18 protein-coding genes are annotated in these 21,864 nt (G+C 66.8%); 11 read left to right on the top strand and 7 right to left on the bottom strand.

The genetic code is table 11. The features are described 5' to 3' along the window. Positions 1-256: 256 nt before the first annotated feature. Complete coding sequence (locus HY058_05290) at positions 257-694, bottom strand: DUF2442 domain-containing protein (protein MBI3496699.1); 438 nt, start codon at positions 692-694, stop codon at positions 257-259. A gap of 448 nt (positions 695-1,142) precedes the next feature. Here HY058_05290 and HY058_05285 point away from each other — a divergent pair, with 448 nt between their 5' ends. From HY058_05285 to HY058_05275, 3 genes are all read left to right on the top strand, one after another. After that, positions 1,143-1,967, top strand: coding sequence for a phytanoyl-CoA dioxygenase family protein (locus HY058_05285; protein ID MBI3496698.1), 825 nt, complete (start codon positions 1,143-1,145; stop codon positions 1,965-1,967). Positions 1,968-2,096: 129 nt separating this feature from the next. After that, complete coding sequence (locus tag HY058_05280) at positions 2,097-3,110, top strand: Gfo/Idh/MocA family oxidoreductase (GenBank protein ID MBI3496697.1); 1,014 nt, start codon at positions 2,097-2,099, stop codon at positions 3,108-3,110. Positions 3,111-3,327: 217 nt separating this feature from the next. Next, positions 3,328-4,338 carry a membrane dipeptidase gene (locus tag HY058_05275; GenBank protein MBI3496696.1) on the top strand — a complete coding sequence of 337 codons (1,011 nt, stop codon included), beginning with the start codon at positions 3,328-3,330 and terminating at the stop codon, positions 4,336-4,338. Positions 4,339-4,466: 128 nt separating this feature from the next. Here the strand turns inward: HY058_05275 and HY058_05270 are convergent, their stop codons facing one another. Next, positions 4,467-5,615 carry a cobalamin-independent methionine synthase II family protein gene (locus HY058_05270; GenBank protein ID MBI3496695.1) on the bottom strand — a complete coding sequence of 383 codons (1,149 nt, stop codon included), beginning with the start codon at positions 5,613-5,615 and terminating at the stop codon, positions 4,467-4,469. Between the two features lie 175 nt (positions 5,616-5,790). Between HY058_05270 and HY058_05265 the strand changes: the two genes are divergently transcribed. After that, entirely contained in the window at positions 5,791-6,513 is a 723-nt protein-coding gene (locus HY058_05265) for an ABC transporter substrate-binding protein (GenBank protein ID MBI3496694.1), read from the top strand. 103 nt (positions 6,514-6,616) lie between these two features. Continuing rightward, positions 6,617-9,451: a response regulator gene (locus tag HY058_05260; protein MBI3496693.1), complete on the top strand. Its 2,835-nt coding sequence runs from the start codon at positions 6,617-6,619 to the stop codon at positions 9,449-9,451. Positions 9,452-9,616: 165 nt separating this feature from the next. On the opposite strand, the gene HY058_05255 is transcribed toward HY058_05260, so the two are convergent. After that, positions 9,617-11,323 carry a response regulator gene (locus HY058_05255; GenBank protein ID MBI3496692.1) on the bottom strand — a complete coding sequence of 569 codons (1,707 nt, stop codon included), beginning with the start codon at positions 11,321-11,323 and terminating at the stop codon, positions 9,617-9,619. 321 nt (positions 11,324-11,644) lie between these two features. Next, positions 11,645-12,658 (bottom strand): fatty acid desaturase, encoded by a 1,014-nt coding sequence (locus HY058_05250; GenBank protein ID MBI3496691.1) that lies wholly within the window; start codon positions 12,656-12,658, stop codon positions 11,645-11,647. 186 nt (positions 12,659-12,844) lie between these two features. Here HY058_05250 and HY058_05245 point away from each other — a divergent pair, with 186 nt between their 5' ends. The 3 genes from HY058_05245 to HY058_05235 all read left to right on the top strand — a co-directional run bounded on the left by HY058_05245 (position 12,845) and on the right by HY058_05235 (position 16,022). Continuing rightward, positions 12,845-13,831 (top strand): 2-dehydropantoate 2-reductase, encoded by a 987-nt coding sequence (locus HY058_05245; GenBank protein MBI3496690.1) that lies wholly within the window; start codon positions 12,845-12,847, stop codon positions 13,829-13,831. Between the two features lie 105 nt (positions 13,832-13,936). Then, positions 13,937-15,277, top strand: a complete 1,341-nt coding sequence (locus tag HY058_05240) for an amidase (protein MBI3496689.1) — start codon at positions 13,937-13,939, stop codon at positions 15,275-15,277. Between the two features lie 7 nt (positions 15,278-15,284). Then, positions 15,285-16,022 (top strand): aldolase, encoded by a 738-nt coding sequence (locus tag HY058_05235; GenBank protein MBI3496688.1) that lies wholly within the window; start codon positions 15,285-15,287, stop codon positions 16,020-16,022. An 18-nt stretch (positions 16,023-16,040) separates the two neighbouring features. Here the strand turns inward: HY058_05235 and HY058_05230 are convergent, their stop codons facing one another. Next, positions 16,041-16,553, bottom strand: a complete 513-nt coding sequence (locus tag HY058_05230) for an Lrp/AsnC family transcriptional regulator (GenBank protein MBI3496687.1) — start codon at positions 16,551-16,553, stop codon at positions 16,041-16,043. A 128-nt stretch (positions 16,554-16,681) separates the two neighbouring features. Between HY058_05230 and HY058_05225 the strand changes: the two genes are divergently transcribed. Then, positions 16,682-18,055 (top strand): serine hydroxymethyltransferase, encoded by a 1,374-nt coding sequence (locus HY058_05225; GenBank protein ID MBI3496686.1) that lies wholly within the window; start codon positions 16,682-16,684, stop codon positions 18,053-18,055. A 27-nt stretch (positions 18,056-18,082) separates the two neighbouring features. Here the strand turns inward: HY058_05225 and HY058_05220 are convergent, their stop codons facing one another. Together HY058_05220 and HY058_05215 are read right to left on the bottom strand one after the other, a co-directional pair. Then, entirely contained in the window at positions 18,083-18,478 is a 396-nt protein-coding gene (locus HY058_05220) for an L-2-amino-thiazoline-4-carboxylic acid hydrolase (GenBank protein ID MBI3496685.1), read from the bottom strand. Positions 18,479-18,488: 10 nt separating this feature from the next. Then, on the bottom strand, positions 18,489-19,877 hold the full coding sequence (locus HY058_05215) for an aminotransferase class III-fold pyridoxal phosphate-dependent enzyme (GenBank protein ID MBI3496684.1): 1,389 nt from the start codon (positions 19,875-19,877) through the stop codon (positions 18,489-18,491). A 179-nt stretch (positions 19,878-20,056) separates the two neighbouring features. Between HY058_05215 and HY058_05210 the strand changes: the two genes are divergently transcribed. Together HY058_05210 and HY058_05205 are read left to right on the top strand one after the other, a co-directional pair. Continuing rightward, positions 20,057-20,548, top strand: coding sequence for a RidA family protein (locus HY058_05210; GenBank protein ID MBI3496683.1), 492 nt, complete (start codon positions 20,057-20,059; stop codon positions 20,546-20,548). A gap of 34 nt (positions 20,549-20,582) precedes the next feature. Beyond that, positions 20,583-21,752, top strand: a complete 1,170-nt coding sequence (locus tag HY058_05205; GenBank protein MBI3496682.1) for an N-acetyltransferase — start codon at positions 20,583-20,585, stop codon at positions 21,750-21,752. Positions 21,753-21,864: the final 112 nt, after the last annotated feature.

The following is a 21,864-nucleotide window of genomic DNA, read 5'->3' as shown; positions in this document are numbered from 1 at the left end:
GCCGCGCCGGCTTCGCTGATCTGCCCATGCCGCCAGCATGCCAAACCCCAGCACCTGGCGACACCCCAAAAACCCAATATCCACGTGGCTTCGGGTCGCCTTCAACCCCTCAATTCGCCCACTCGATTCCCTGATGAGCCAAAATTATAGAGCGGATGGCGGACTTAGGCCAATGCGCGGTGCGTGCGCCGATCCCTCAGCGAGGTAATTGGGTCAGGATCGGTTTTCCCCGGATCACGCCGCTGCGCGCCTCAGCTTAGCGCGACGCTCGCTGCGGTCGTCCGCCGAGCCGGCCCTTGGCGCGGCTGGTTGCGGCCTTGGCCTCGCTGCAGGATTGGCGCCCTTTGTGGCCAAGTCGGGATGCCATCCAGCGTCTCGATCCGAGCAATCCATCGAGGAGCGCGGGTAGATAGAGATCGGCGTCGAGCTTCGGGAAGTGGAGCCCGAATCCGGATGGGCTGATTTCGATTGCGTCCAAATCGGCCGGCTCTGCGCTTTCGAGCCCTTGCGCCTTCTTAGGTGGGAAGACGACGTCCACGCCGCTGCTCAAGCTCACGATCACACGACCGCTCCGCCGATCGTAGCGCGCGGCAACGGCGGTCGGGCCGGTCGCGCGGCGACGGGCTCCCCGCGCTTGGCGCTTCCGCACCTGAGACGCGAGACGGTAGGGCCGAATCAGCACGGCCGCCGGCATGTGCCAGTGCTCCATCAATCTCCAAATCATCGGCAAGGTCAGCGCCCGCCGACGCTTGAGGATCTCCGAGGCGCGGGCCCGCGAACCCAACACGTCGGCCAGGTCTTTCGCCCGCAACCCCTCGTTTTCCATGTGCGCCGCGATGATCTCGACGGGATCGAGGTCCGCAGCGGGCCAACGCGCGCGCTCATAGGCTTCGATCAAGCGCGCCTGGGCCAGCAGCCGCGCGCCGTCTCCGGCATCGTCCGATCCCATCAGCCGATCGACCAGCGCCATAGCCTCGGCATGGTCCGCGTCGTTTTGAATAACGATCAAACTCGCTTTCATCACACCGTCTCTGAGTCGATGCTCGCCTTGAGGTGAGCCCAATTTGCCGCAATAGGGCGGAAAGGGCTACTCCTCTCCACAGAGATTCCTTGCCCCGCATCCCTCGGGAGATCTCGCGCCCATGAGCACCGCACTCTCCCCCGCCGACGTCGCCCGCTACAACCGCGACGGTTATCTCTTTCCCATCGACGTGCTGGAGCCAGCGGAGGTCGCTTCCGCGCGGGCGAAGCTGGAGGGGTTCGAGGCGAAGCTGGGGCATCCCTTGGAGCGGCCGCTCATCGCCATGGCGCATCTCTATGCGCGCTTCATCGACGACATCATCCGCCGGCCCCGCATCCTGGACCCGGTCGAGAGCCTGATCGGTCCCGACATTCTCTGCTGGGAATGCGCATTCCTAACGAAGGAGCCCGCGGCGCCCTCCTTCTTCTCCTGGCATCAGGATGCGAAGTATTGGGGGCTCGAGCCCTATGAGATCCTAACCGCGTGGGTCGCCTTGAGCCCGAGCACCAGGGAGAGCGGCTGCATGCAGGTGATGACCGGCTCGCATATCGGCGCGCTGTCGCCGCATCGCGACACCTTTGCCGCCGACAACATGCTCTCCCGCGGCCAGGAGATGCTGGTGGAGGTGGACGCCTCCAAATGCGTGGATGTGGCCCTCGAGCCGGGGCAGATGTCGCTGCATCACGTCAAGATCGCCCATGGCTCGGGGCCGAACCGGGCGAAGGACCGCCGCATCGGCCTCGTTATCCGCTACGTGCCCGCCCATGTGCGCCAGACCCAGGGCGAGGGCGACACGGCGATGCTGGTCCGAGGCAAGGACCGCTACGGGCATTTCGAGCCGCAGCCCCGGCCTGAGGGAGACTTCACCGAGGCAGGTTTCGCTGCTCACAAGCGCATCATCGACAAGCGCCTCGGCATCATCATGCGCAAGACCGAAGCGGCTTAGTGCCGTGAACACAGTCTCGCTATGCGAAGACCCTCACCCCGACCCTCTCCCGCAATGCGGGAGAGGGGGGACCCGCGCATCGCGGGTGGGTGAGGGTCTTTTGCGCATGCCGCCTGAACCGTGCCGCCCATGACCCCTATCAACTGGGGCGTGCTCAGTACGGCGAAGATCGGGGTGGTGAAGGTGATCCCGGCGATGCAGCAGGGCAAAGGCGGCCGCATCCTGGGCCTGGCCTCGCGCGATCGGGCGCGGGCCGCCGAGGTCGCGGCCAAGCTCGGCATCCCCAAAAGCTATGGCAGCTACGAGGCCTTGCTGGCCGATCCCGAGATCGACGCCGTCTACAATCCCCTGCCCAACCATCTGCACGTGCCCTGGACGTTGAAGGCGCTGGCGGCGGGCAAGCACGTGCTCTGCGAGAAGCCGATTGCGCTCAACGCCGCCGAGGCCGGGACCTTGATCAGGGCGCGAGACGCCAGCGGCCGCCAGGTGCTGGAGGCCTTCATGGTGCGCCAGCATCCGCAATGGCTGCGCGCCCGCGAGCTCGTCCGTGCGGGCCGCATCGGCGCATTGCGCGCCATCAGCACGGTCTTCGCCTATCACAATGTCGATCCCGCCAATGTGCGCAACCAGGCCGATATCGGCGGCGGCGGGCTCTACGACATCGGCTGCTACGCGGTGGTGACCGCGCGCTTCATCATGGAGGCCGAGCCGACCCGCGTGGTCGCCACCATCGAGCGCGATCCCAACTTCCGCACCGATCGGCTCTCGAGCGCGCTCATGGACTTTCCCGGCGGCCGACAGGTGACCTTCACCTGCTCGACCCAGATGGTGCCGTATCAGCGCGTGCAGATCTTCGGCACCACCGGCCGCATCGAGGTCGCGATCCCGTTCAACGCGCCCCCCGACCGGCCCTGCCGCATCACCGTCGATGGCGGTGCTGCCGACGGCAGCAAGGCCGAAGTCGAAGAGTTCCCCGTATGCGATCAGTACACCTTCCAAGGCGAGGAGGCGGCGCGCATCTTCAAGGGCGAGATCGCCGCACCCTTCCCGATCGAGGATGCGGTCGCCAACATGGTGGTGATCGACGCCCTCTTCAAATCGGCGGAGACCGGCGCCTGGATCGTGCTGGCGCGAGCCGGCTAGATTGCATCGATCCGCCTCTCCTCTCCCTCTCCCTTGGGGAGAGGGTTGGGGTGAGGGGTAGCCCCATCCGGCCGATGCACAATCCCCTCACCCGCGCTTCGCGCGACCTCTCCCCAAGGAGAGGTGACAATGGTTCCTGCGCCCCACGTTGCGCCCGGCCGCGCTGCCGCGCACAATCCTCGGAGCCATTCGCAACGAAGCACGGGACTTAGAGACGATGACCACCCCAATCTCCGAGAAGGCCAGCGCCTTGCACCAGGCGAGCATCGTCTGGGATGCCCATGCCTGCCTGCCCTTGATGCCGGGGCAGAGCATGGCGGAGCTGGAGCGGCACCGCCGGGCCGGGGCCAGCTTTGTTTCGGTCAATGTCGGCATGGATTTCAATCCGATCCCGCAGGTGATGCGAGTGATCGCCGGCTTCCGCGCCTGGCTCGCGGCACATTCAGAGCACTTCCTCTTGGCCGGCAGCATCGCCGATGTGCGAAGGGCGAAGCGCGAGGGGAAGCTCGCGGTCGCCTTCGATCTCGAAGGCTCGACCATGCTCGCCGACGACCTCATGATGCTCGCTCTCTACCGCGATCTCGGCGTGCGCCAGATTCACTTGGCCTATAACCGCGACAACTCGATCGCCGGCGGCTGCCATGGCAGCGACATGCCCTTGACTCTCTTGGGCCGCAAGGTGGTGGAGGAGATCAACCGCATCGGCCTCCTGATGGACTGCTCCCATTCCGGCACCCGCACCAGCATGGATGTCATGGAGATCTCCAGCCGCCCCGTCATCTTCTCCCATTCGAACCCGAAAGCTCTCAAAGGCCACGCGCGCAACATCACCGACGAGCAGATCCGCGCCTGTGCCAAGACCGGCGGCGTGGTGGCCTTGAGCGGCATCGGCATCTTCCTCGGCGCCAACGACATCACCACCGAGACCTTCCTCCGCCATGTCGACTACGTGGTCGAGCGCATCGGCATCGACCATGTCGGCATCGGCCTCGACTACATGTTCGAGCGTCACGTCAACGACTCGCCGCCGGGCCTCGACAAGAATGCATGGTGGCCCCCCGGCAACGAATACGGCGCGCTCGATTTGGAGACCATCCCGCCCGAGCGCCTGCCGGAGCTGACGGAGGCGCTGCTCGCACATCAATACAGCGAAGCCGACGTCGCCAAGATTCTCGGCGGCAACATGGCTCGCGTGGCCGGAGAGACCTGGGCTGCGATCGAGGCTTGAGGCCGGCGTCGCCCCCACCCCAGCCCTCCCCCACGCTACGCGTGAGGGAGGGAGTGAAGACGCGCTCGTGGCACCCTCCCCCGCGGATGCGGGGGAGGGACGGGGTGGGGGCTAAGTGCGCGTCGAGCTCAATGCTTCCACAGCATCCGCGAGGCGCGGCTCGCACCCTCGGCCATCGCCTCCAGCTTCATCCACACAATGTCCGGATCGACGGTGGCCCAGCCGGCCACGGTGGCGAAGCCGCAATCGGTGCCGGCCATCACCCGCTCGCGCCCGACTACATCGGCGAAGCGGCAGAGGCGTTCGGCCACCAGATCGGGATGCTCGACGAAGTTGGTCGAGCTGTCGATCACGCCCGGGATGAGGATGCGGTCCTCGGGCAGCCGGGTCTCGCGGAAGACCACCCATTCATGAGCGTGGCGAGGATTGGCGGCCTCGAAGGAGATCGCCCCGGCGTGGATCTCGAGGACCGTCGGCAGGATGCGGGCGAGCGGGATATCGCGTGTGTGCGGGCCCTCGTAGTTGCCCCAGCAGAGGTGGAGGCGCACCCGATCCTTCGGAATGCCGGCAAGGGCCGCGTTGAGCGCCGCGACATGGCCGCCCAAGCGGCGAATGAATTCGTCCTCCTCGAGATCGGCATACATGGTGTGCCGGCCGACACCGAGATCGGGGCTGTCGATCTGGAGATAGAGGCCGGCTTCGACGATGCGGCGATACTCGGCGGTCATGGCCTTCGACAGCGCCTCCAGATAGGCATCGTCGCTCTTGTAGTAGCGGTTCGGCTGAAACAGCGAGATCACCCCCGGTGCAGCGGCGTTCATGAAGCCTTGCGTGTAGCCGTTCGCCTGCAAGGCCTGGGCGAACCGGCTGAGATCGGCCTCGAGCGGCTCCGTGGTGCGGACCTCTATGGCGCCGGTGCAGCAGGGGCGCGGCAAGCTGGGCGTGCCGCCGGTTGCGGCCAGGCGCTTCATGTAGCGGGGAACCTCCAGGAGATCGGCGGGCACCCGCCTTGGGCTGTCGCCGGAAAACCCGGTCAAGCGTTCTGAGACATAGGTGGCGTAGCTGATCTTGCTCATCTCGCCGTCGCTCGGGATATCGATGCTCGCCCGCTTCTGGCGGCGGACGGCATCCATGACCGCTTCGGCGACCGTCGCCTCGAACCGAGTTGGGTCGACCGGCTCGTCGGCGGCGCGGCGAAACAGCATGTCGGTCAGCTCCTGCGGCCGCGGCAAGCTACCGACATGGGTCGTCAGAATGCGGCCAGGACTCGATGGCATCGCGGTCCTTCCCGCTGCGAGAGGGGCGAAATTGCCCTATCTTTCAAAGAGTAGAGCAGCTTCATAGGGCCCGATGATATCGCAAAGCGATTCCATCCGCCCCGATGCTGCTCTAGTGTCCGCCCGGGTCCGGGATCGGACCTTCAGCCTCGCCCATCATCGCCGGACCCATCCCATGCAGGACGTCATCGCCGAGCTAGCCCCCACCGGTGTGTTGCGGGCGGGGATCAACCTCTCCAATTTCCTGCTGGTGACCGGGAAGAGCCCGGCGGGCGATCCCGAGGGCGTGTCGCCCGACCTGGCAAGCGAGGCCGCAAGGCGCCTGGGCGTGCCGGTCGTCTATGTGCCGTTCCAGCGGCCGGGCGAGCTCGCCGACGCGGCCGGGAAGAATGTCTGGGACATCGGCCTGATCGCAGTCGAGCCGGCGCGGGCGGAGGCGATCGCCTTCAGCCCGGCCTATGTCGAGATCGAGGCCACATATCTGGTGCCGGCGGGCTCGCCCTTGCACAGCATCGCCGAGGTCGACCGCCCGGGCCACCGCATCGCGGTCGCTTCCAGGAGCGCCTATGACCTCTTTCTCACCCGCAACCTCGCACATGCCGAGCTGGTGCGGGCCCCCAGCCTGGAGGCGGCGACCAAGCTGTTCGTGGCCGAGAGGCTCGACGCTCTGGCCGGTCTCAAGCCCGGGCTCATGGCGGACATCGGCAAGCTGCCCGGTGCGCGCATTCTCGATGGACGCTTCACCGCGGTGCAGCAGGCGATCGGCACGGTGAAGGCGAACGAGAAGGGCGCGGCCTTCCTCCGCCGCTTCGTCGAGGAGGCGAAGGCCTCCGGCCTGGTCCAACGCCTGATCGAGCGCCACCAGGTGCGCGGCCTCGCGGTGGCGCCGGCGGTCTGACGCCCCGGCCCCTTTGTAGGCGGCCGTCTCGGGCGTAAAGTCGGCTCCCTCAAGAAGAAGCGCCTTTGCCGGGCGTCAAGAAGGGGTAGCGAACTCGTCCAAGATGCCGTTCCCCGCCATCAAGCTCAAAGGCTCAATCGGCGCGAAGATCTTCGCGGCCTTCGTCGCCATGGCGCTCATGCTGGGCATGCTCGGCGTCTATGGCATCTACGTGCTCTCGGAAGCCGGCGACATCGTTGCCTACACCTACGACCGGCCGTTGATGGCGCTCAACTACGCGCGCTCGGCGAGCCAGGTCTTCACCGAGATGGACAAGGAGCTGCTCCGCCGCAGCGCGGTTCCCGACAGCGCCAGGCCCGAGATCGATCGCCATGTCGAGGAGCTGGCGCGAAACTTCGCCGGCGACCTGGCCGTCGCCGAGGAACGCGCCTTGTCCGACCAGGAGCGCAGCATCATCTGGGAGATTAGGCGGCTGGCGGCCGAATGGATGGGAATGCGCGAGAGCCGGGGCGAAGCGGGCAGCGAGCCTGAGCTCGACCACCTGGCGGAAATGATCATCAATCGCTTCGACCTCCTGACCGAGCTCACCGCCGAGCACGCCTTCGTCGAGCGGCGCCAAGGCATCTCCGCGATCGCCCGCTTCAAGTACATCAGCATCGGCGCCTTGCTGCTTGCCCTCTTGTTCGGGGCGGCGATCACGATGCTGCTCGCCGGCCGCATCATCCGGCCGTTGTCGGAGGCGGCCAAAATCGCCGACCGCATCGCCGGCGGCGAGCTCCGCACGCCGATTCCGGTCGGCGGCATGGATGAAACCGGCATCCTGCTCCGCTCGATGACGGTGATGCAGGACAATATCCGCATCATGATGGAGCGCGAGACGGCCCAGCGCCGGTCCGCGCAGAACCGCCTCATCGATGCGCTCGAGAGCTCGCATGAGGGCATGGTGCTGGTCGACGCCGAGGGCCGCATCGTCATCGCCAACAGCCAGATGGTGGCGTTCTTTCCATCGGTGGAGCCGAATTTCTTCGAGGGTGCCGAATTCGATACGGCGTTCGCGGCGATGCGCGCCTGCCTCAAGGGTGATGACGGCGCCCTCCAACCCGCCGCATCCGGGGCGGGCGGGGAGATCTTGGAGCATGGGGGCGAGGTGCAGCTCGTCGACGGACGCTGGGTCCGGGTCAGCAGAACCAATACCCATGATGGCGGCTTCTTCCTGTTTCTCAGCGACTTCACCGAGATCAAGGATCGCGCCGACATGCTGCGAGCCGTCATGGACACCATTCCCGACGGCTTGGTGATCTTGGCGGAGGAGCTGGGCGCGGTGTTCTGGAACCGGGGCTTCCTTCGCCTCTGCGGCCTGGCGGCGGCGGCCGCTCGGGAGGCCGAGGCCCTCCAAGGAAGGACGATCGAAGGTCTCTTGCGTCGCTTCGGCCTCGAACCGGCGGCGGTCGTGGACATGGAGACGACCGCGGAGCGGGCGATGGAACGCACGCTCGCCGATGGCCGCTCGGTCCGCTTCCAGGTGCTCAAGGTCGGCGGCGGCAGCGAGCTCCTGTGGGTCTCCGACACGACGGAGCGGCGGCGCCAGGAACGCGACAAGCTGGCGCTCCAGGAGCGGGTTCTGCAGACGCAGAAGAGCGACGCCATCGGCGCCATCGTCGGCACCGTCGCCCACGACTTCAACAATCTCTTGACCGCGATCATGGGCTTCGCCTCGCTGAGCAAGGTGCAGCTGGATCTCCTGATGGCGATGCCGGAGAAGCTGCAGGCGCGGGATCCCGAAACGATGCGGGTGATCATGCAGGTGGTGGATGCCGCCGTGCTGGTCGCCAAGACGCACCGGGACATCGTCGATGGCGCGACGCGCGGCCAGCGGATCGTCCAGAACCTGACGGAGTTCGTGAAGGCGCGGAAGGGCGAGAGCGCGGTCGGCGACATCATGACGACGGTGCGCGAGGCCAGGAAATTGATCGCCATCGCGCTCCCGTCATCGGTGGCGCTCGAGGTCGAGGGGGCCGAGTCGGTGTCGGTGGCGCGCCACGACCGGGTGACCTTGGAGCAGGTTCTCTTGAACCTCTGCCTCAACGGGGCCTATGCGCTAGGCGGCCGCCCCGGTCGGATCAGGGTTAGGGTGCAGACGGTGCGCACGGACGGGCGGCGCGCCGAGGTTCTGCGGGCCGAGGGCGCGGGAAAGCCGGAAAACCAGAACACGGTGGCGGTGGACGACACCGGCTGGGTGCATGTGTGGCGGGGCGTCATCGCCCCCGGCCCCTATGTCAGGATCGACGTCAGCGACGACGGCAGCGGCATGGACCAGGAGAAGATGTCGCGGATCTTCGAGACGTTCTTCACGACCAAGCCCAAGGGTGTGGGCACCGGCCTCGGCCTGGCCTCGGTTGCCAGCATCATGGACAGCCATGGCGGCGCCATTCACGTTCGCTCCCGGCCGGGACACGGCACGACCTTCTCCTTGTTCCTGCATGCCGCGAGCGAGACCGAGATCGTCGCTCCAGGCGACGGGGCCGCGGTGGCGGCCGAGGCGCGGGCGACCTCGAAGAAGGATGTGCGCAAGGGTGCCCGCATCGTGGTGGTCGATGATGAGCAATCGCTGGCCCGGCTCATGGAAATGACGCTGACCGATCAAGGCTACGTGGTCGAGCGGTTCACCGATTCGCTGCTTGCGGTGGACCGGTTGAAGCGGGATCCGGAGACCGTCGATCTGGTGGTGACCGACCAAACCATGCCCGGCATCACCGGGGTCATGCTGGCCGAGCAGATGGCCATGGTTCGCCGCAACCTGCCGGTGCTGCTGTGCACCGGCTATTCCGCCGAGCACATCGACGATCACGAGCTGCCGCAGGGGGTGAGCGGCGTGCTGCGCAAGCCGTACAAGCCGGAAGAGCTGGCCGAGCGCGTCAGGCGCATGCTCGCCTCATGAGGCGGGCGGCGGGCGTGGCGGGCCTTGCGCCATTGCTAATCCCGCGCAACTTTGAATCGTCATGGCCGTGCTTGTCACGGCCATCCACGTCCTGCAGCTGCTCGATGGAAGACGTGGATGCGCGGGTCAAGCCCGCGCATGACGGTCTTCTAACAGGAACGCGCGTTAGTTCAACCGGCGTTTGCGGGCGATGAGTCTCGCCACCTCGGCCTGCAAGACGCCGGGCAGGACGGGCTTGCGTAGATAGGCGTCCACGCCGGCCCGGCGCGCGGCGGCTTCCGAGAGCATGTCGCTGGAACCGCTATAGATCACGCAAGGCGTCGCGGGTCGGAGCCCTTTCACCCGATGAACGAGGTCGATTCCCTTGAGATCGGCCATGCCTTGGTCGGCAAAGACCACATCCCATGCATCGGGATCCGCCGCGAACGCCTTCCAAGCGTCCTTGCCATTGCCGTAGAGGCGTACCGTCATGCCGGCGCGCTCGAGGGCCATGGCGTTGAGCTCGCCCACTTCGAGGCGGTCCTCGGCCATGAGCACGCGCGCGGTGGCGCTGGCGTTGGCGATTTGCGGCGTTGCGGCAGCCGCATCCGGCTCCGCGACCGGCAGAAACACTTCGACCGTGGTCCCCTTGCCCCTGGCCGTCGTCAGGCACAGGGCTCCGCCGGCGGCCAGCACGATTCCATGCACGACCGAAAAGCCGAGCCCGGAACCCTGGCCCACATCCTTGGTGGTGAAATACGGATCGAACACCCTCGGCAGAATCTCCGGCGCGATGCCGCATCCCGCGTCGGCGACCATGAGCCGGACATAAGAGCGAGCCGGATCGAGATGGCTCACGAAGATCCGCTGCGTTCCATCGATGGGGGAGGTGACGGACACCCGCTCCGGCGAGGTCAGCGCCGACTTCGCGAGCAACCGGTAGGTCGAGCACTCCGGCGGCGCCCGGCCGATCGAGAGCTGGATGGTCGCCGCCTCATCGCGCGCGCTAGCCGACCGATAGGCATCGCCGGCATTGGCGCAGAGATTGGCGACGAGCTCGATCAGCTCCGAATGCGCGATCACCACGGCTTCGTTCGAAATGTCGATCCGCGTCTTGATGCGCAGCACCGCGGGAACGGCGGAATGGGCGCGCAAGAGAACCTCGTTCACGACGTCGGCAAGGCGCAGCCGCTCCGGTGCCGCATTGCTCCGCCGTGCGAAGGACAGCAGCCGCTCGATCAGCTCCTTGGCCCCGTGACCGGCCTGGATGATGCGCTCGAGCAGCCCGTGCTTGGCTGCATCGCCCCTAAGGTCTTCCTGCAACAGGGCGGAAAAGCCGATGATCGCGGCCAGGAGATTGTTGAAATCGTGGGCAATACCGCCCACGAGCTGGCCCATCGCCAGCATGCGTTCCTGCTGCGCCAGGCGCAGGCGAGCGAGCTCGAAGGAGGTGACGTCGGAGGCCATGCAGCGAAAGCCCCGAAACGCCTCGTCTCCCGCCGGCTCATGGGCGTCCGTGCGGGTCCCGTGCATGTCCTCATCAAACACCGGAACGCCGCTCATGCGGATCCAGAAATGCTTGCTCCCGGGCAGCACGATGGGCACGACCAGATCGCGGAACGGCACCCGCCGCTCGAAGGCGTGCCGGAACGCCAGAACCCCGTCGTCGTCGAGCGAGGGATCCGGCAGGTCGGCGGATTTGCGGCCGATGATCTGATCCGGCCGAACGCCAATGAGCTGCTCCACCCGAGGCGAGACATCGACGATGGTGCGCTCGCGGTCGAGCTCGACATAGACGTCGTTGGTGATCGCGAGCACATCCAAGAGCTTGCGCTCGGCGCAGCTCACCCTTCGGCTCATCGGCGCCGGTGCCTCCTCGGTCTTCCCCGCCATCGGTTCCTCCTTCGGGCGCTCGCGGCAAGCGCGTGCCCCGAATCCCAAAGGATGGAGCATCCGATCCCGCCTTGCGCGCATTGTCGGCGGAGACCGACGGTGAAGCGACTATGCAAAAGTATGAACGAGTCTTTAATCGGTGCGTCCGGCCCAAGTGTTCCGCCCCTGAAATTCGTCCGCGAATTTCAGGGATAAGCGGGCCACCAATCTATTGAATCTAGTGTGATGATTCCGAAGTTCGCCGACGAACTTCGGAATCATCACACTAGCGGCGGAGGGCCCGGCCTGGGATCGGCTTCTCGTCCGGACCGGCGTGGCGGCTCAGCCTTGGGCGCGAACCTGCCGGAACGAGACGAGCCGTTTCAGGTCCTCGTCCCAGAGCGCAAGCCGCGCGCATCTGAGGCTCTGCCTGAGCGAGACTCTTTCAACCCGGTGAAACGCCGGATTTTGCTCGAAGCAGGCGCGCAGGCGATAGTTGGGAATCTTGCTCGACAGGTGATGGATGTGATGGAACCCGATATGGCAGGTGAGCCAGTGCAGCAGGCGGGGTAGATCATAGAGGGAGGAGCCTTCGAGAGCCGCTGCGTGATAGCTCCAGCGCGACCCGGTTTCCCAGTAGGCGTGCTCGAACTGATGCTGGACATAGAACAGCCAAACACCCGCCACCGCGGCAAGGATGATGACCGGAAGATAGCCCGAGAGGAACGGGCCCAACCCGACCGTCCAGGCGAGGAGCACGCTAACGCCCGCCAGGGCCGCGTCCGTGCCGAGCACGCTCGACCATGAGCGCCATTCGCGAACCGGGCTTCCCGTCGGGATCCGGTAGCGGAGGAGAAACAGATAGATCGGGCCGAGCGCGAACAGGATGAGCGGGTGGCGATACAGACGGTAGACCAGCCGGCGCCATGGCGGGCTCGATACGTATTCGCGAACCGTCAGGGTGGCGATGTCGCCGGTGCCGCGACGATCGAGATTGCCGGAGGTCGCGTGATGCACCGCGTGGCGGTGGCGCCAGAACGCATACGGGGTCAAGGTCAGCACGCCCAGTACGCTGCCAAGGAGATCGTTGGCCCAGCGCGATCGGAAATACGACCCATGGCCGCAATCGTGCTGGATCATGAAGAGCCGCACCAGAAACGCCGCCGCCGGCACCGCCAGCATGGATGCGGCCCAGACGCCATGGTCGAGCCCGCCGATGATCGCTGCGGTAAGGCCGAGGAACGGCGCGGCGGTGCTCAGGAGCTGGATGACGCCCTGCCGCGTGCTGGGCCTGGCGTAGGGCCGCACCAACTCCCGCCATGAGCCGGCGGCGCGATCGGCAAGCGAATTGAGGATTTCAGGCAGGAGCGTTTCTCTTCATAGCAGCGGCGGCATTGTAGCAAATGTATGCATGGGCCGCGCGGCCTTATCGGAAATATTGTTTGGGGAGCGGGCGCTCGAGCGGAATCCTCTTGCGCCGCTCTTGGAGATCCGGATGCTGATGCGACGCGAGACTCGTTGTTCGTCGAGGGGACCCCTACCGTGAAAATCTGCATTTTCGGCGCCGGCGCCATCGGCGGCTATTTGGCTGGCTTCCTGCATCGCTCCGGGGCCGCTGTGTCGGTGGTCGCCCGTGGGGCTCACCTGAAGGCGATCCAGGAGCGCGGGCTCACGGTCGAGCTGGCCGACGGCAGCTCAATCCATGCCCGCCTTCCGGCCAGCGACGATCCGACCCGGCTCGGAATCCAGGATGCGGTGATCGTCACCGTCAAGGCGCCCTCCTTGCCTTCGGTCGCAGACTCCATCGGGCCGTTGCTCGGGCCCGATACACCGGTCGCCTTTCTCACCAACGGCATCCCCTGGTGGTACTTCCTCGGGCGGGGCGGGCCCGATGACGGCAAGAGCCTGGCGCGCCTCGATCCGGGCGACCGTCTGCGGGCCGCGATCGGGGCCGAGCGGCTGGTCGGCGGGGTCATCTGGCCGGCGAGCTCGGTGCCGGCCCCGGGTCATATCAAAATGGTGAGCGGCAATACCCGGGGCACCTTCCTCGGCCGGCCCGACGGCAGCACGACGCCCGGGCTGGAGGCGCTCGCCGAGGCGTTTCGCGCCGCCGGCTTGCCGATCACCGTGACCCCGACCATCCGCAACATGATCTGGGAGAAGGTCGCCTTCAACCTCAGCGCCGGACCCATGTGCGTGCTGACCCGCTCGCCGGTGCGCGCCACCTATGAGGAGCCAGTGCTGATCGAGACCTCGCGCCGGGTGATGGGCGAGACCTTGGCGCTGATCCAGGCCATGGGCTGCGCCATCGAGTTCGACGTGGAGCGGGTGGTCGCCACCAACCTGAAGCTCGGCCACCGCCCGAGCGTGCTGCAGGACCTCGCCGCCTGCCGGCCCATGGAGATCGACGCGCTCTACACCGTCCCGCTCGAGCTGGCGGCCTCCGCCGGCGTCCCCATGCCGACCCTGGCGCTGTTGGCGGCGCTCATCCGCGTGCGCGCGCGGGAGGATGGGCTCTACCCGCGCTAAGACGCCCGCCCCTTATTGACAGCCGCCATCTCCTCCTGTGCAGTTGCGCCCGCCGCTCTCTATCTTCGCGGGCGGCCGCAGCGGCGACAGGGGGCGGCCAAATAAATGACGGATCTCAGCTTCGGCCGGGCACGTGAGCGCTTTAGCACCGGCCGGCAATCTCCACGTGAATTCCTCGAAGCCTGCTTGAAGCGCATCGAGGAGCGTGAGCCGACGGTCAAGGCCTTCGTCGCGATCAACCCCGAGGGCGCCAAGCGTGCGGCCGACGCCGCAAGCGAGCGCTACCGGGCCGGCAAGCCGCTCTCGCTCATCGACGGCATGCCGGTCGCGATCAAGGACATCATCGAAACGCTGGATCTGCCGACCGAATTCGGCAGCTCGGTGTTCAAAGGCTGGAACGGCGGGCGCGACTCGGCGGCGGCCTATGCTCTCCGCCAGGCGGGTGCGGTGATCGTCGGCAAGGCGGTCACCACCGAGTTCGCCGGCGCACCCCCGGGGCCGACCACCAACCCCCACGACCCCAAGCGCACGCCCGGCGGCTCCTCCTCGGGCTCGGCCGCGTGCGTTGCCGCCGGCATGGTGCCCGTCGCACTCGGGACCCAGGTCGGCGGCTCGGTCCTTCGCCCCGCCAGCTTTTGCGGCATCGTCGGCTTCAAGCCGACCTTCGGGGCGCTCAACCGCGGCGGATCGAGCGACAATTTCAGCCAGAACTGCCTCGGCACGCTCTCCCGCACAATCGAGGATGCCTGGGCGGTCTGCCACGAGATCGCGCTCCGCGTCGGCGGCGATCCGGGCTTCCCCGCCTTCGCCGGCGGTGCGGCGCCGGCGGGGCCGCGCCGGCCCGACGTGCTGGCGGTCCTGGAGACCGCCGGCTGGGCGGTGGCGGATGCCGGCGCCAAAGTCGCGTTCGAGGCCTTCCTGCCCAAGCTGACGGAGGCCGGCGTCAGCCTCGTCAACCGCCGGACCTCGCGGCGGGTGGAGCAGCTCGAGCGGGCGCTCGCCGATGCGATGGAAATCTCGCAAGGCATCAATGACTGGGAGAAGCTCTGGCCCTTTGCCGAATTGGATCATCGCGCCGGAGCCGGCCTCAGCCCGGGCTTGCGCAAGGCGATCGCCGATGGCCGCGCCATGACCCCCGATGCCTATGCAGCGCTCCTGCGCCGGCGCGAGCATATGCGCTCGATGCTGCAGTCGCTGACGGGCGACGTCGATGCCTGCATCACGCTGGCGGCTCCCGGCATAGCACCCCTGGGCCTCGCGTCGACCGGCAACGCCATCTTCAACCTGCCGGGCTCGGCCTTGCGCACGCCGGCGCTCTCGCTGCCTTTGCTCATGGTCGACAAGATGCCTCTGGGCGTGCAGCTCATCGGCTATCCCGGTCGCGACCGCGATCTCTCGGCCATCGCCGGCTACGTGCTTGGCCTCGGCGGCAAAGAAAGGAAGTGAGCAGTCCATGCGACGGAACGACGAACTCTTCGAGGCGCGCACCGATCTCGCCGCCATTTGCCGCTGGGCCTATCGGCTGGGCTACCAATCGGGCGTCGGCAATCATTTCAGCCTGATGGTGCCGGGCTCGGAGGAGCATTTCCTGGTGACGCCGGAAGGGCTCTACTGGTCGGAGGTGACGGCCTCCAACCTGGTCGTCTGCGATCTCGACGGCAAGGTGATCGAGGGCGAGCACACGGTCGAGGCGACCGCCTTCTATCTGCACGCCCCGATCCACCGCGCCAACAAAGCGGCGAAATGCGTGCTGCACACCCACATGCCGAACGCAACCGCGCTCTGTCTCATCAAAGGGGCGCGGATCGAGCCGGTGCATCAAAGCGCGCTCGGCTATGTCGGACGCACCGCCTATGACGAGGTCTATTCCGGCGTGGCGCTCAGCTACGAGGAAGGCCTCCGGGTCGCCGCCATCCTCGGCGACTGCCACACCATCATGATGCGCAACCACGGCCCGCTGGTCGTCGGCGACACGGCGGCGGAAGCGTTCATGCGGCTGAATTCCCTGGAGGATCTCTGCCGCTGGCAATTGCTGGCGATGCAAACCGGACGGGAGCTGCAGCCGGTCGCACCGGCGGTTGTTACAAGCGTAATGAACGTCGTCGAGACGGATGGCGGGAACTATTCGAGGAAGCTCATCGCCGCGATGAAGCGCGTGCTCGACAAGGAAGAGCCCGACTTCCGCCACTGACCGCAAGCGGGAAGAGGCTCACGCCTCCAGCGGGATCTTGGTCTCCGCCTTGATCCGGGCGAGGTTGAAGCTGGTGCGGAAGCACTTGATGTTGTGCTCGTTCGCCAGCACCCGGCGGGCAAAGGCGTTGTAGCTGTCGATGTCCTTGCAGGCGACGACCAGGAGATAGTCGATCTCGCCGGAGACGAAGTAGCACTGCTGCACCTGCGGCTCCTTGGCGATCTTCGCCTCGAAGCTGGCGAGCACGTCCTCGCGCTGGCGGTCGAGCTCGACCCCGACGAAGGCGATCACCGTCTGGCCGACCTTGGCCGGATCGACCAGCGCCACGTCCTTGATGATGACGCCTGCCGTGCGCAGGCGCCGGACGCGCCTGAGGCAGGCCGGCGCCGACAGCCCGACCCGGTCGGCGAGCTTGAGATTGGTCAGCTGGTTGTCGTCCTGGAGCGCGTTCAGGATCTTGCGGTCGATGGCGTCGAGCGACGCGGGTGCCGCCGTTTCCGCCGCTTTCGCTTTCCTTCGTATCTGGCGCATGACTTTCCACCGATTGCGTGAAACCCCCATCCGGCCCGGCTATTTTGCCAAGTTTGGCATGGAAAATGGCAATTTCTTTTTGCCGATTGCACGCTAGCCTTGGTCCCGGATTTGTGGGGGAGGCTCCGATGACGGAAGCGGCGGCGCGGTTTGCGAACCGGATCGAGGTGCACGATCCCGACGTTCTGGCCGAGGCGCGTCGGATCCTCGATGCCGCGGGCGATGCCGAAGCCATGGGCAGGGCGATCGTCGAAGCGGTCGACCGCAACGCCGAATGGCGGGGACGGCAATGCATCAATCTTCTCGCCCCGGAGGCGCCGACCAGCCCGGGCGTGCGGGCGCTGCTCGCCGCCGAGATCGGGACCAGAGCGGCCGAGGGCCATATCGGACGGGTCAATCGGTGGTTCGCCGGCACGCGCCACATCGACGAGGTCGAAGCGCTTTGCGTCGAGCTCTTGAAGCGGCATTTCCGCTGCAACTATGCCGACCATCGTCTCTGCGCCAGCATGATCGGCAATGCGGTGGTGTATACGGGCCTGACCAAGCCCGGCGACACGGTGATGGCGGCAACCCAGCCCGTGGGCGGCCATTCCTCCAACCGCATGGACGGACCTGCCGGCGCCATGGGCCGCCGGGTCGTCGATTTGCCGATCGACCCGCATGAGCTCGTCGTCGATATGGAGGCGTTCCGCCTGGCGGCCTTGCGCGAGAAGCCGGTGCTGGTCGCCCTCGGCCTGTCGATGACCTTGTTCCCGCAGCCGGTCGCAGGCATGAAGGAGATCCTCGCCCCCTGGGGCGGCCGGCTCTTCTTCGACGCCGCCCACCAGCTCGGACTCATCGGCGGCCGGCAGTTCCAGGATCCGTTGGGCGAGGGTGCGGACATCATGACCGGATCGGCCGGCAAGACCTTCGCCGGGCCGCAATCGGGCATCCTGCTTTGGGACGACCCGGCGCTCACCGAGGCCGTGACCCATGCGGTGTTTCCGGTCTGGGCGGCGACCCATCAGGTGAACCGGGTGGCGGCCCTGGCGCTGGCGACCGCCGAGGCCTTGGCCTTCGCCGATCGCTTCATGGCGCAGATCGTCTTGAATGCCAAGGCGCTGGCGCGGGGCTTATCGGAGCGCGGCATCCCGATGCTGGGCGCGCATAAGGGCTTCACCGAGACCCATCAGGCGATCGCCGATGTGCGCGGGTTCGGTCGCGGGCTGAAGGCCGCACAGGCCTTGGAGCGCGCCGACATCATCACCAACAAGAACCTGATCCCGGACGACAAGCCCGGCGACTGGGATTATCCGGGCGGGCTGCGCCTGGGCACCATCGAGGTGACCCGGCTCGGCATGATGGAGAGGGAGATGGACGAGATCGCCGCCATGATCGCCAAGATCCTGGTCGAAGGCGAGAGCCCGGAGGCCATCAAGCCCCGCGCCGCGGCGCTGCGCTCCGGCTTTCAGACGCTCTACTACTGCTTCGAGCACGGCCTGCCGCAGGCGCTCCGAACCTAGCGGCCAAGTTCGCTGCTTGCCGCGTCGCTACGGCCGGAGATGCAGATGGCAGCAGCCGGTGCCTCCGGGCTGCCAGGTGTCGGCGGCGAAGCGAATGCCGCACGCCCCGAAGAGGCCGTTGTCGAAGCGGCCGGCGATACGGCAGATGGCGGCGAGATCCTGAGCGTGCAGATCCGCCTCGGCCCAAGCGTCCTTGAGCGGACAGGAGGTGACCTTGATGTGGACTTCGCCGTCACGGCGGACGATTTCGGTCGGGAACAGACGGCCCTGATCCGGGCTCGCCGCGAGGAAGCGATCGGCGACCGCGTCCGGCGTCCTCTCGGCGCGCTCGGGGCCGAGCTCGGTCTCGAGCTCGTCATAGATGTGCCAGTAGAGAAGCGCGCGATTCTCGAAGGAATCGCGGAGCTCCTTCGCGAGCGGCACGGATCGCCCCCTAGAGGCGGATTTCGCCCTCGTCCTTCAGCATCTTGAGCGTCGCCTTCATCGCGTCCGCCGTCTTGTTGAGATCGGCGTCGCTATGCACGGCGGAGACCGGACCGCCCGGCGACGGGCTGACATCGACGCCGTGGATCAGCATGCCGAGGCGGATCTTGTGCACGATCGTCGGGCTCCATTGCGACTTGTATGTGGATTCCGGCTGCGCGAACGGGTCGAACGTCAAGGGATCGATGGGCTTGCGCTCGGGATTGGTGAAGAGGTGCCAGGCGCCGAAGGTGCCGTAGGCGGCCCAGGGCACGCCCGCATCGGCGATCACCTGGTTGAGCGCCTTGCGCAGCTTGTCGGCATATTTCGCGGCGCGCGCGCAGGCATCGGTCTCCTTGATGATCTTGAGCGTGGCGATGCCGGCCGCCGCCGAGAGCGGGTTGGCGTTGAAGGTGCCGGGGTGGTTGATCTTCTCGCCGTTCTTCGCCTTGGCGGCGGCGAAATCGAGATTGTCGAACAGATCCTTCTTGCCGACGACGGCGCCGCCGGGCAGGCCGCCGGCCAGGATCTTGGCAAGCGAGGTCATGTCCGGCGTCACCTTGAAATGCGCCTGGGCGCCGCCGGGCGCGACGCGGAAGCCGGAGACCACCTCATCGAAGATGAGCTGGATGCCGTTCTCTTGGGTGATCTTGCGCAGGAAGGTGAGGAACTCCGGCTTGAGCGGCATGCGGCCGAAGGAGCCGCCGGTCGGCTCGATGATGACGGCGGCGATGTCCTTGGCATTGGCTTCGATCAGCTTGCGGGTTCCGGCCTCGTCACCGGCGTGCGCGAGCAGGACCGGCTCGGCCACACCCTTCAGCACGCCCACCGTCGGCGAGCCGTCGAAGTGATTGGCCACACCCGAGGTCATGTGGTCGTGCCAGCCGTGGAAATGGCCGATGAAGCGCACCAGCTTGGCGCGCCCGGTATAGGCGCGCGCCAGGCGCAAGGCCATCAAGGTCGCCTCGGTGCCGGACGAGGTGAAGCGCAGCCGCTCGGCCGACGGCACCAGCTCCTTCACCAGCTCGGCCCAGCGCACCTCCAGCTCGTGGCTGGCGCCGAAATGCGTGCCCTTGTCGACCTGGGCGTGCACCGCCTTCTGCGCCGCGGGGTGGTTGTGGCCGAGAATGAGGGCGCCGTGGCCGCCGAAATAGTCCACATACTCGTGGCCGTCGACGTCCCACTTATGGGCGCCCAAGGCCCGATCGATATAGACCGCATAGGGCTCGAGATAGCGCGAGTCATGGGTGATGGCGCTGGGAAAACAGGTGCCGGCGCTGGCGGCGAGCGTGGCGGAGCCGGGCGTGCGCTCGCGGTAGCGGGCGACGATGGGAGAGTTGGTAAGCGCCGTATCAGGCATGGGGCCTCCGGTTTCGGATCGGAAAGGAAGCTAAGGGACAAGCTTCGGCGCCGCAACAGAGACATTTTTACCGGCTTTGCCGGCACCGGCTGGCGGAAGGTGCGGGAGCCCTGGCCCTTTCCGCTCGACTGCGGCTATCGTTTGCCTAAAGCAACCCTTGGAGCGGTAGGAGACCTTGAATGGCGGATGCAAGCGCGGCGACGGGCGGGCGCATCGAGGCGCGGCTCAAGGCACTGGGCATCGAGCTGCCGAAGGCGGCGGCACCGGCGGCGAACTATGTGCCCTATACCGTCTCCGGCCGGCTGTTGTTCGTCGCGGGACAGATCACGGTCTGGAATGGCGAGCTCCGATTCCTCGGCACCATCGGCAAGGATCTGACGGTCGAGGAGGGCGCCCAGGCGGCGCGACTCTCGGGGCTCAACCTGATCGCCCAGGCCAAGGCGGCCTGCGGCGGCAATCTCGACCGCATCGGCCGGGTCTTGAAGCTGGTCGGCTTCGTGCAATGCATCGACGGCTTCAAGGACCAACCCAAGGTAATCAATGGCGCCTCCGACCTGATGGTCGAGGTCTTCGGCGAGCAAGGCCGCCACGCCCGCGTCGCCGTCGGCACCAACGCGCTGCCGCTGGGTGTGGCAACCGAGGTCGAGGGCACTTTCGAGCTGGCGCTGTAGCCGGCCGCCCGCGCGCCAACGCTCAAGGCAGGCCATGCCCGACGGAAGCGGTCCCCTCACTGTCAAGGTCGTGCCCGGCATCGCCGAGATCGATCCGGCGGCGTGGGATGAGTGCGCCGGCGCCGACAACCCGTTCCTCTCCCATGGCTTCCTCGATGCCTTGGAGGCGAGCGGCTCGGTTGCGGCGACGACGGGATGGCTGCCGCAGCATCTGGTGGTCGAGGACGAGCAGGCGCGCATGCTGGGTGCGGCGCCACTGTATTTGAAGAGCCACTCCTACGGCGAATATGTCTTCGACCACGCCTGGGCCGAAGCCTATCAGCGCGCCGGCGGCCGCTACTATCCGAAGCTGCAGATGGCGGTGCCGTTCACCCCGGTCGCCGGCCCGAGGCTCCTGGTGCGTCCCGGCGCCGAGCGCGATCAGGTGGAGCGGGCGCTCATCGAGGCGGCGGAGGAGCTGGCCCGCCGCCGGCGCGCCTCCTCGGTGCATACGACATTTCCCGAAGAGGAGCAGTGGCGCCGGCTCGGCGCCGCCGGATGGCTCCAGCGCATCGGCTACCAGTTCCATTGGGAGAACCACGGCTATTCCAGCTTCGATGACTTCCTCGGCGCGCTTTCGAGCCGCAAGCGGAAGTCGATCAGGAAGGAGCGCCGCGAGGCGGTTGCCGGCGGCATCGCCATCAAGACGCTCACCGGCTCCCAGCTCGAGCCCAGGCACTGGGATGCCTTCTACGGCTTCTATACCGACACCACCGACCGCAAATGGGGACACGCTTATCTCACCCGGTCGTTCTTCCAGCTCCTGGGCGAGCGCATGGCCGACCGGGTGGTCCTGGTGCTGGCGGAGTCCGGCGGCCGCTTCGTCGCCGGCGCGCTCAATCTGCGCAGCGCCGACACGCTCTATGGCCGCAATTGGGGCTGCAACGGCGAGTACAGGTTCCTGCACTTCGAGGCCTGCTACTACCGCGCCATCGACTTTGCCATCGAGCACGGAATGAAGCGGGTCGAGGCCGGCGCGCAAGGCCGTCACAAGATCCAACGGGGCTACCTGCCGTCCGCGACCTACAGCGCCCATTGGATCGCCGATGCCGGACTGCGCCAAGCGATCGAGACCTATCTCAGCCGCGAGCGCCGCCACGCCGCCGCGGAAATCGCCGCCCTGATGACGGAATCGCCGTTCAAGAAGGACGGCGAGGCAGAGTAGGGGGTGAGCTAGCTGCGAAGTCTCAGCTGGTTGTCCCCTCAGTTCCGGCCCAGGAGATTGACGTTGCCAAAGCATCGGCCATCGCGGCCGCGGCGGATCAGTTGGCAGGTAG

Source organism: Pseudomonadota bacterium, assembly GCA_016195085.1.
Classification (GTDB): Bacteria; Pseudomonadota; Alphaproteobacteria; order SHVZ01; family SHVZ01; genus JACQAG01.
This window is presented reverse-complemented; position numbering and strand designations above follow the sequence as displayed.

What these genes read in the sequence shown, in the direction of transcription:
- HY058_05265 (MBI3496694.1), top strand. Translation starts at nt 5,791, where the DNA reads ATGCAGGACGTCATCGCCGAGCTAGCCCCCACCGGTGTGTTGCGGGCG.
- HY058_05205 (MBI3496682.1), top strand. Translation starts at nt 20,583, where the DNA reads ATGCCCGACGGAAGCGGTCCCCTCACTGTCAAGGTCGTGCCCGGCATC.
- HY058_05225 (MBI3496686.1), top strand. Translation starts at nt 16,682, where the DNA reads ATGACGGAAGCGGCGGCGCGGTTTGCGAACCGGATCGAGGTGCACGAT.
- HY058_05290 (MBI3496699.1), bottom strand. Translation starts at nt 694, where the DNA reads ATGCCGGCGGCCGTGCTGATTCGGCCCTACCGTCTCGCGTCTCAGGTG.
- HY058_05280 (MBI3496697.1), top strand. Translation starts at nt 2,097, where the DNA reads ATGACCCCTATCAACTGGGGCGTGCTCAGTACGGCGAAGATCGGGGTG.
- HY058_05260 (MBI3496693.1), top strand. Translation starts at nt 6,617, where the DNA reads ATGCCGTTCCCCGCCATCAAGCTCAAAGGCTCAATCGGCGCGAAGATC.
- HY058_05270 (MBI3496695.1), bottom strand. Translation starts at nt 5,615, where the DNA reads ATGCCATCGAGTCCTGGCCGCATTCTGACGACCCATGTCGGTAGCTTG.
- HY058_05230 (MBI3496687.1), bottom strand. Translation starts at nt 16,553, where the DNA reads ATGCGCCAGATACGAAGGAAAGCGAAAGCGGCGGAAACGGCGGCACCC.
- HY058_05240 (MBI3496689.1), top strand. Translation starts at nt 13,937, where the DNA reads ATGACGGATCTCAGCTTCGGCCGGGCACGTGAGCGCTTTAGCACCGGC.
- HY058_05215 (MBI3496684.1), bottom strand. Translation starts at nt 19,877, where the DNA reads ATGCCTGATACGGCGCTTACCAACTCTCCCATCGTCGCCCGCTACCGC.
- HY058_05285 (MBI3496698.1), top strand. Translation starts at nt 1,143, where the DNA reads ATGAGCACCGCACTCTCCCCCGCCGACGTCGCCCGCTACAACCGCGAC.
- HY058_05210 (MBI3496683.1), top strand. Translation starts at nt 20,057, where the DNA reads ATGGCGGATGCAAGCGCGGCGACGGGCGGGCGCATCGAGGCGCGGCTC.
- HY058_05235 (MBI3496688.1), top strand. Translation starts at nt 15,285, where the DNA reads ATGCGACGGAACGACGAACTCTTCGAGGCGCGCACCGATCTCGCCGCC.
- HY058_05255 (MBI3496692.1), bottom strand. Translation starts at nt 11,323, where the DNA reads ATGGCGGGGAAGACCGAGGAGGCACCGGCGCCGATGAGCCGAAGGGTG.
- HY058_05275 (MBI3496696.1), top strand. Translation starts at nt 3,328, where the DNA reads ATGACCACCCCAATCTCCGAGAAGGCCAGCGCCTTGCACCAGGCGAGC.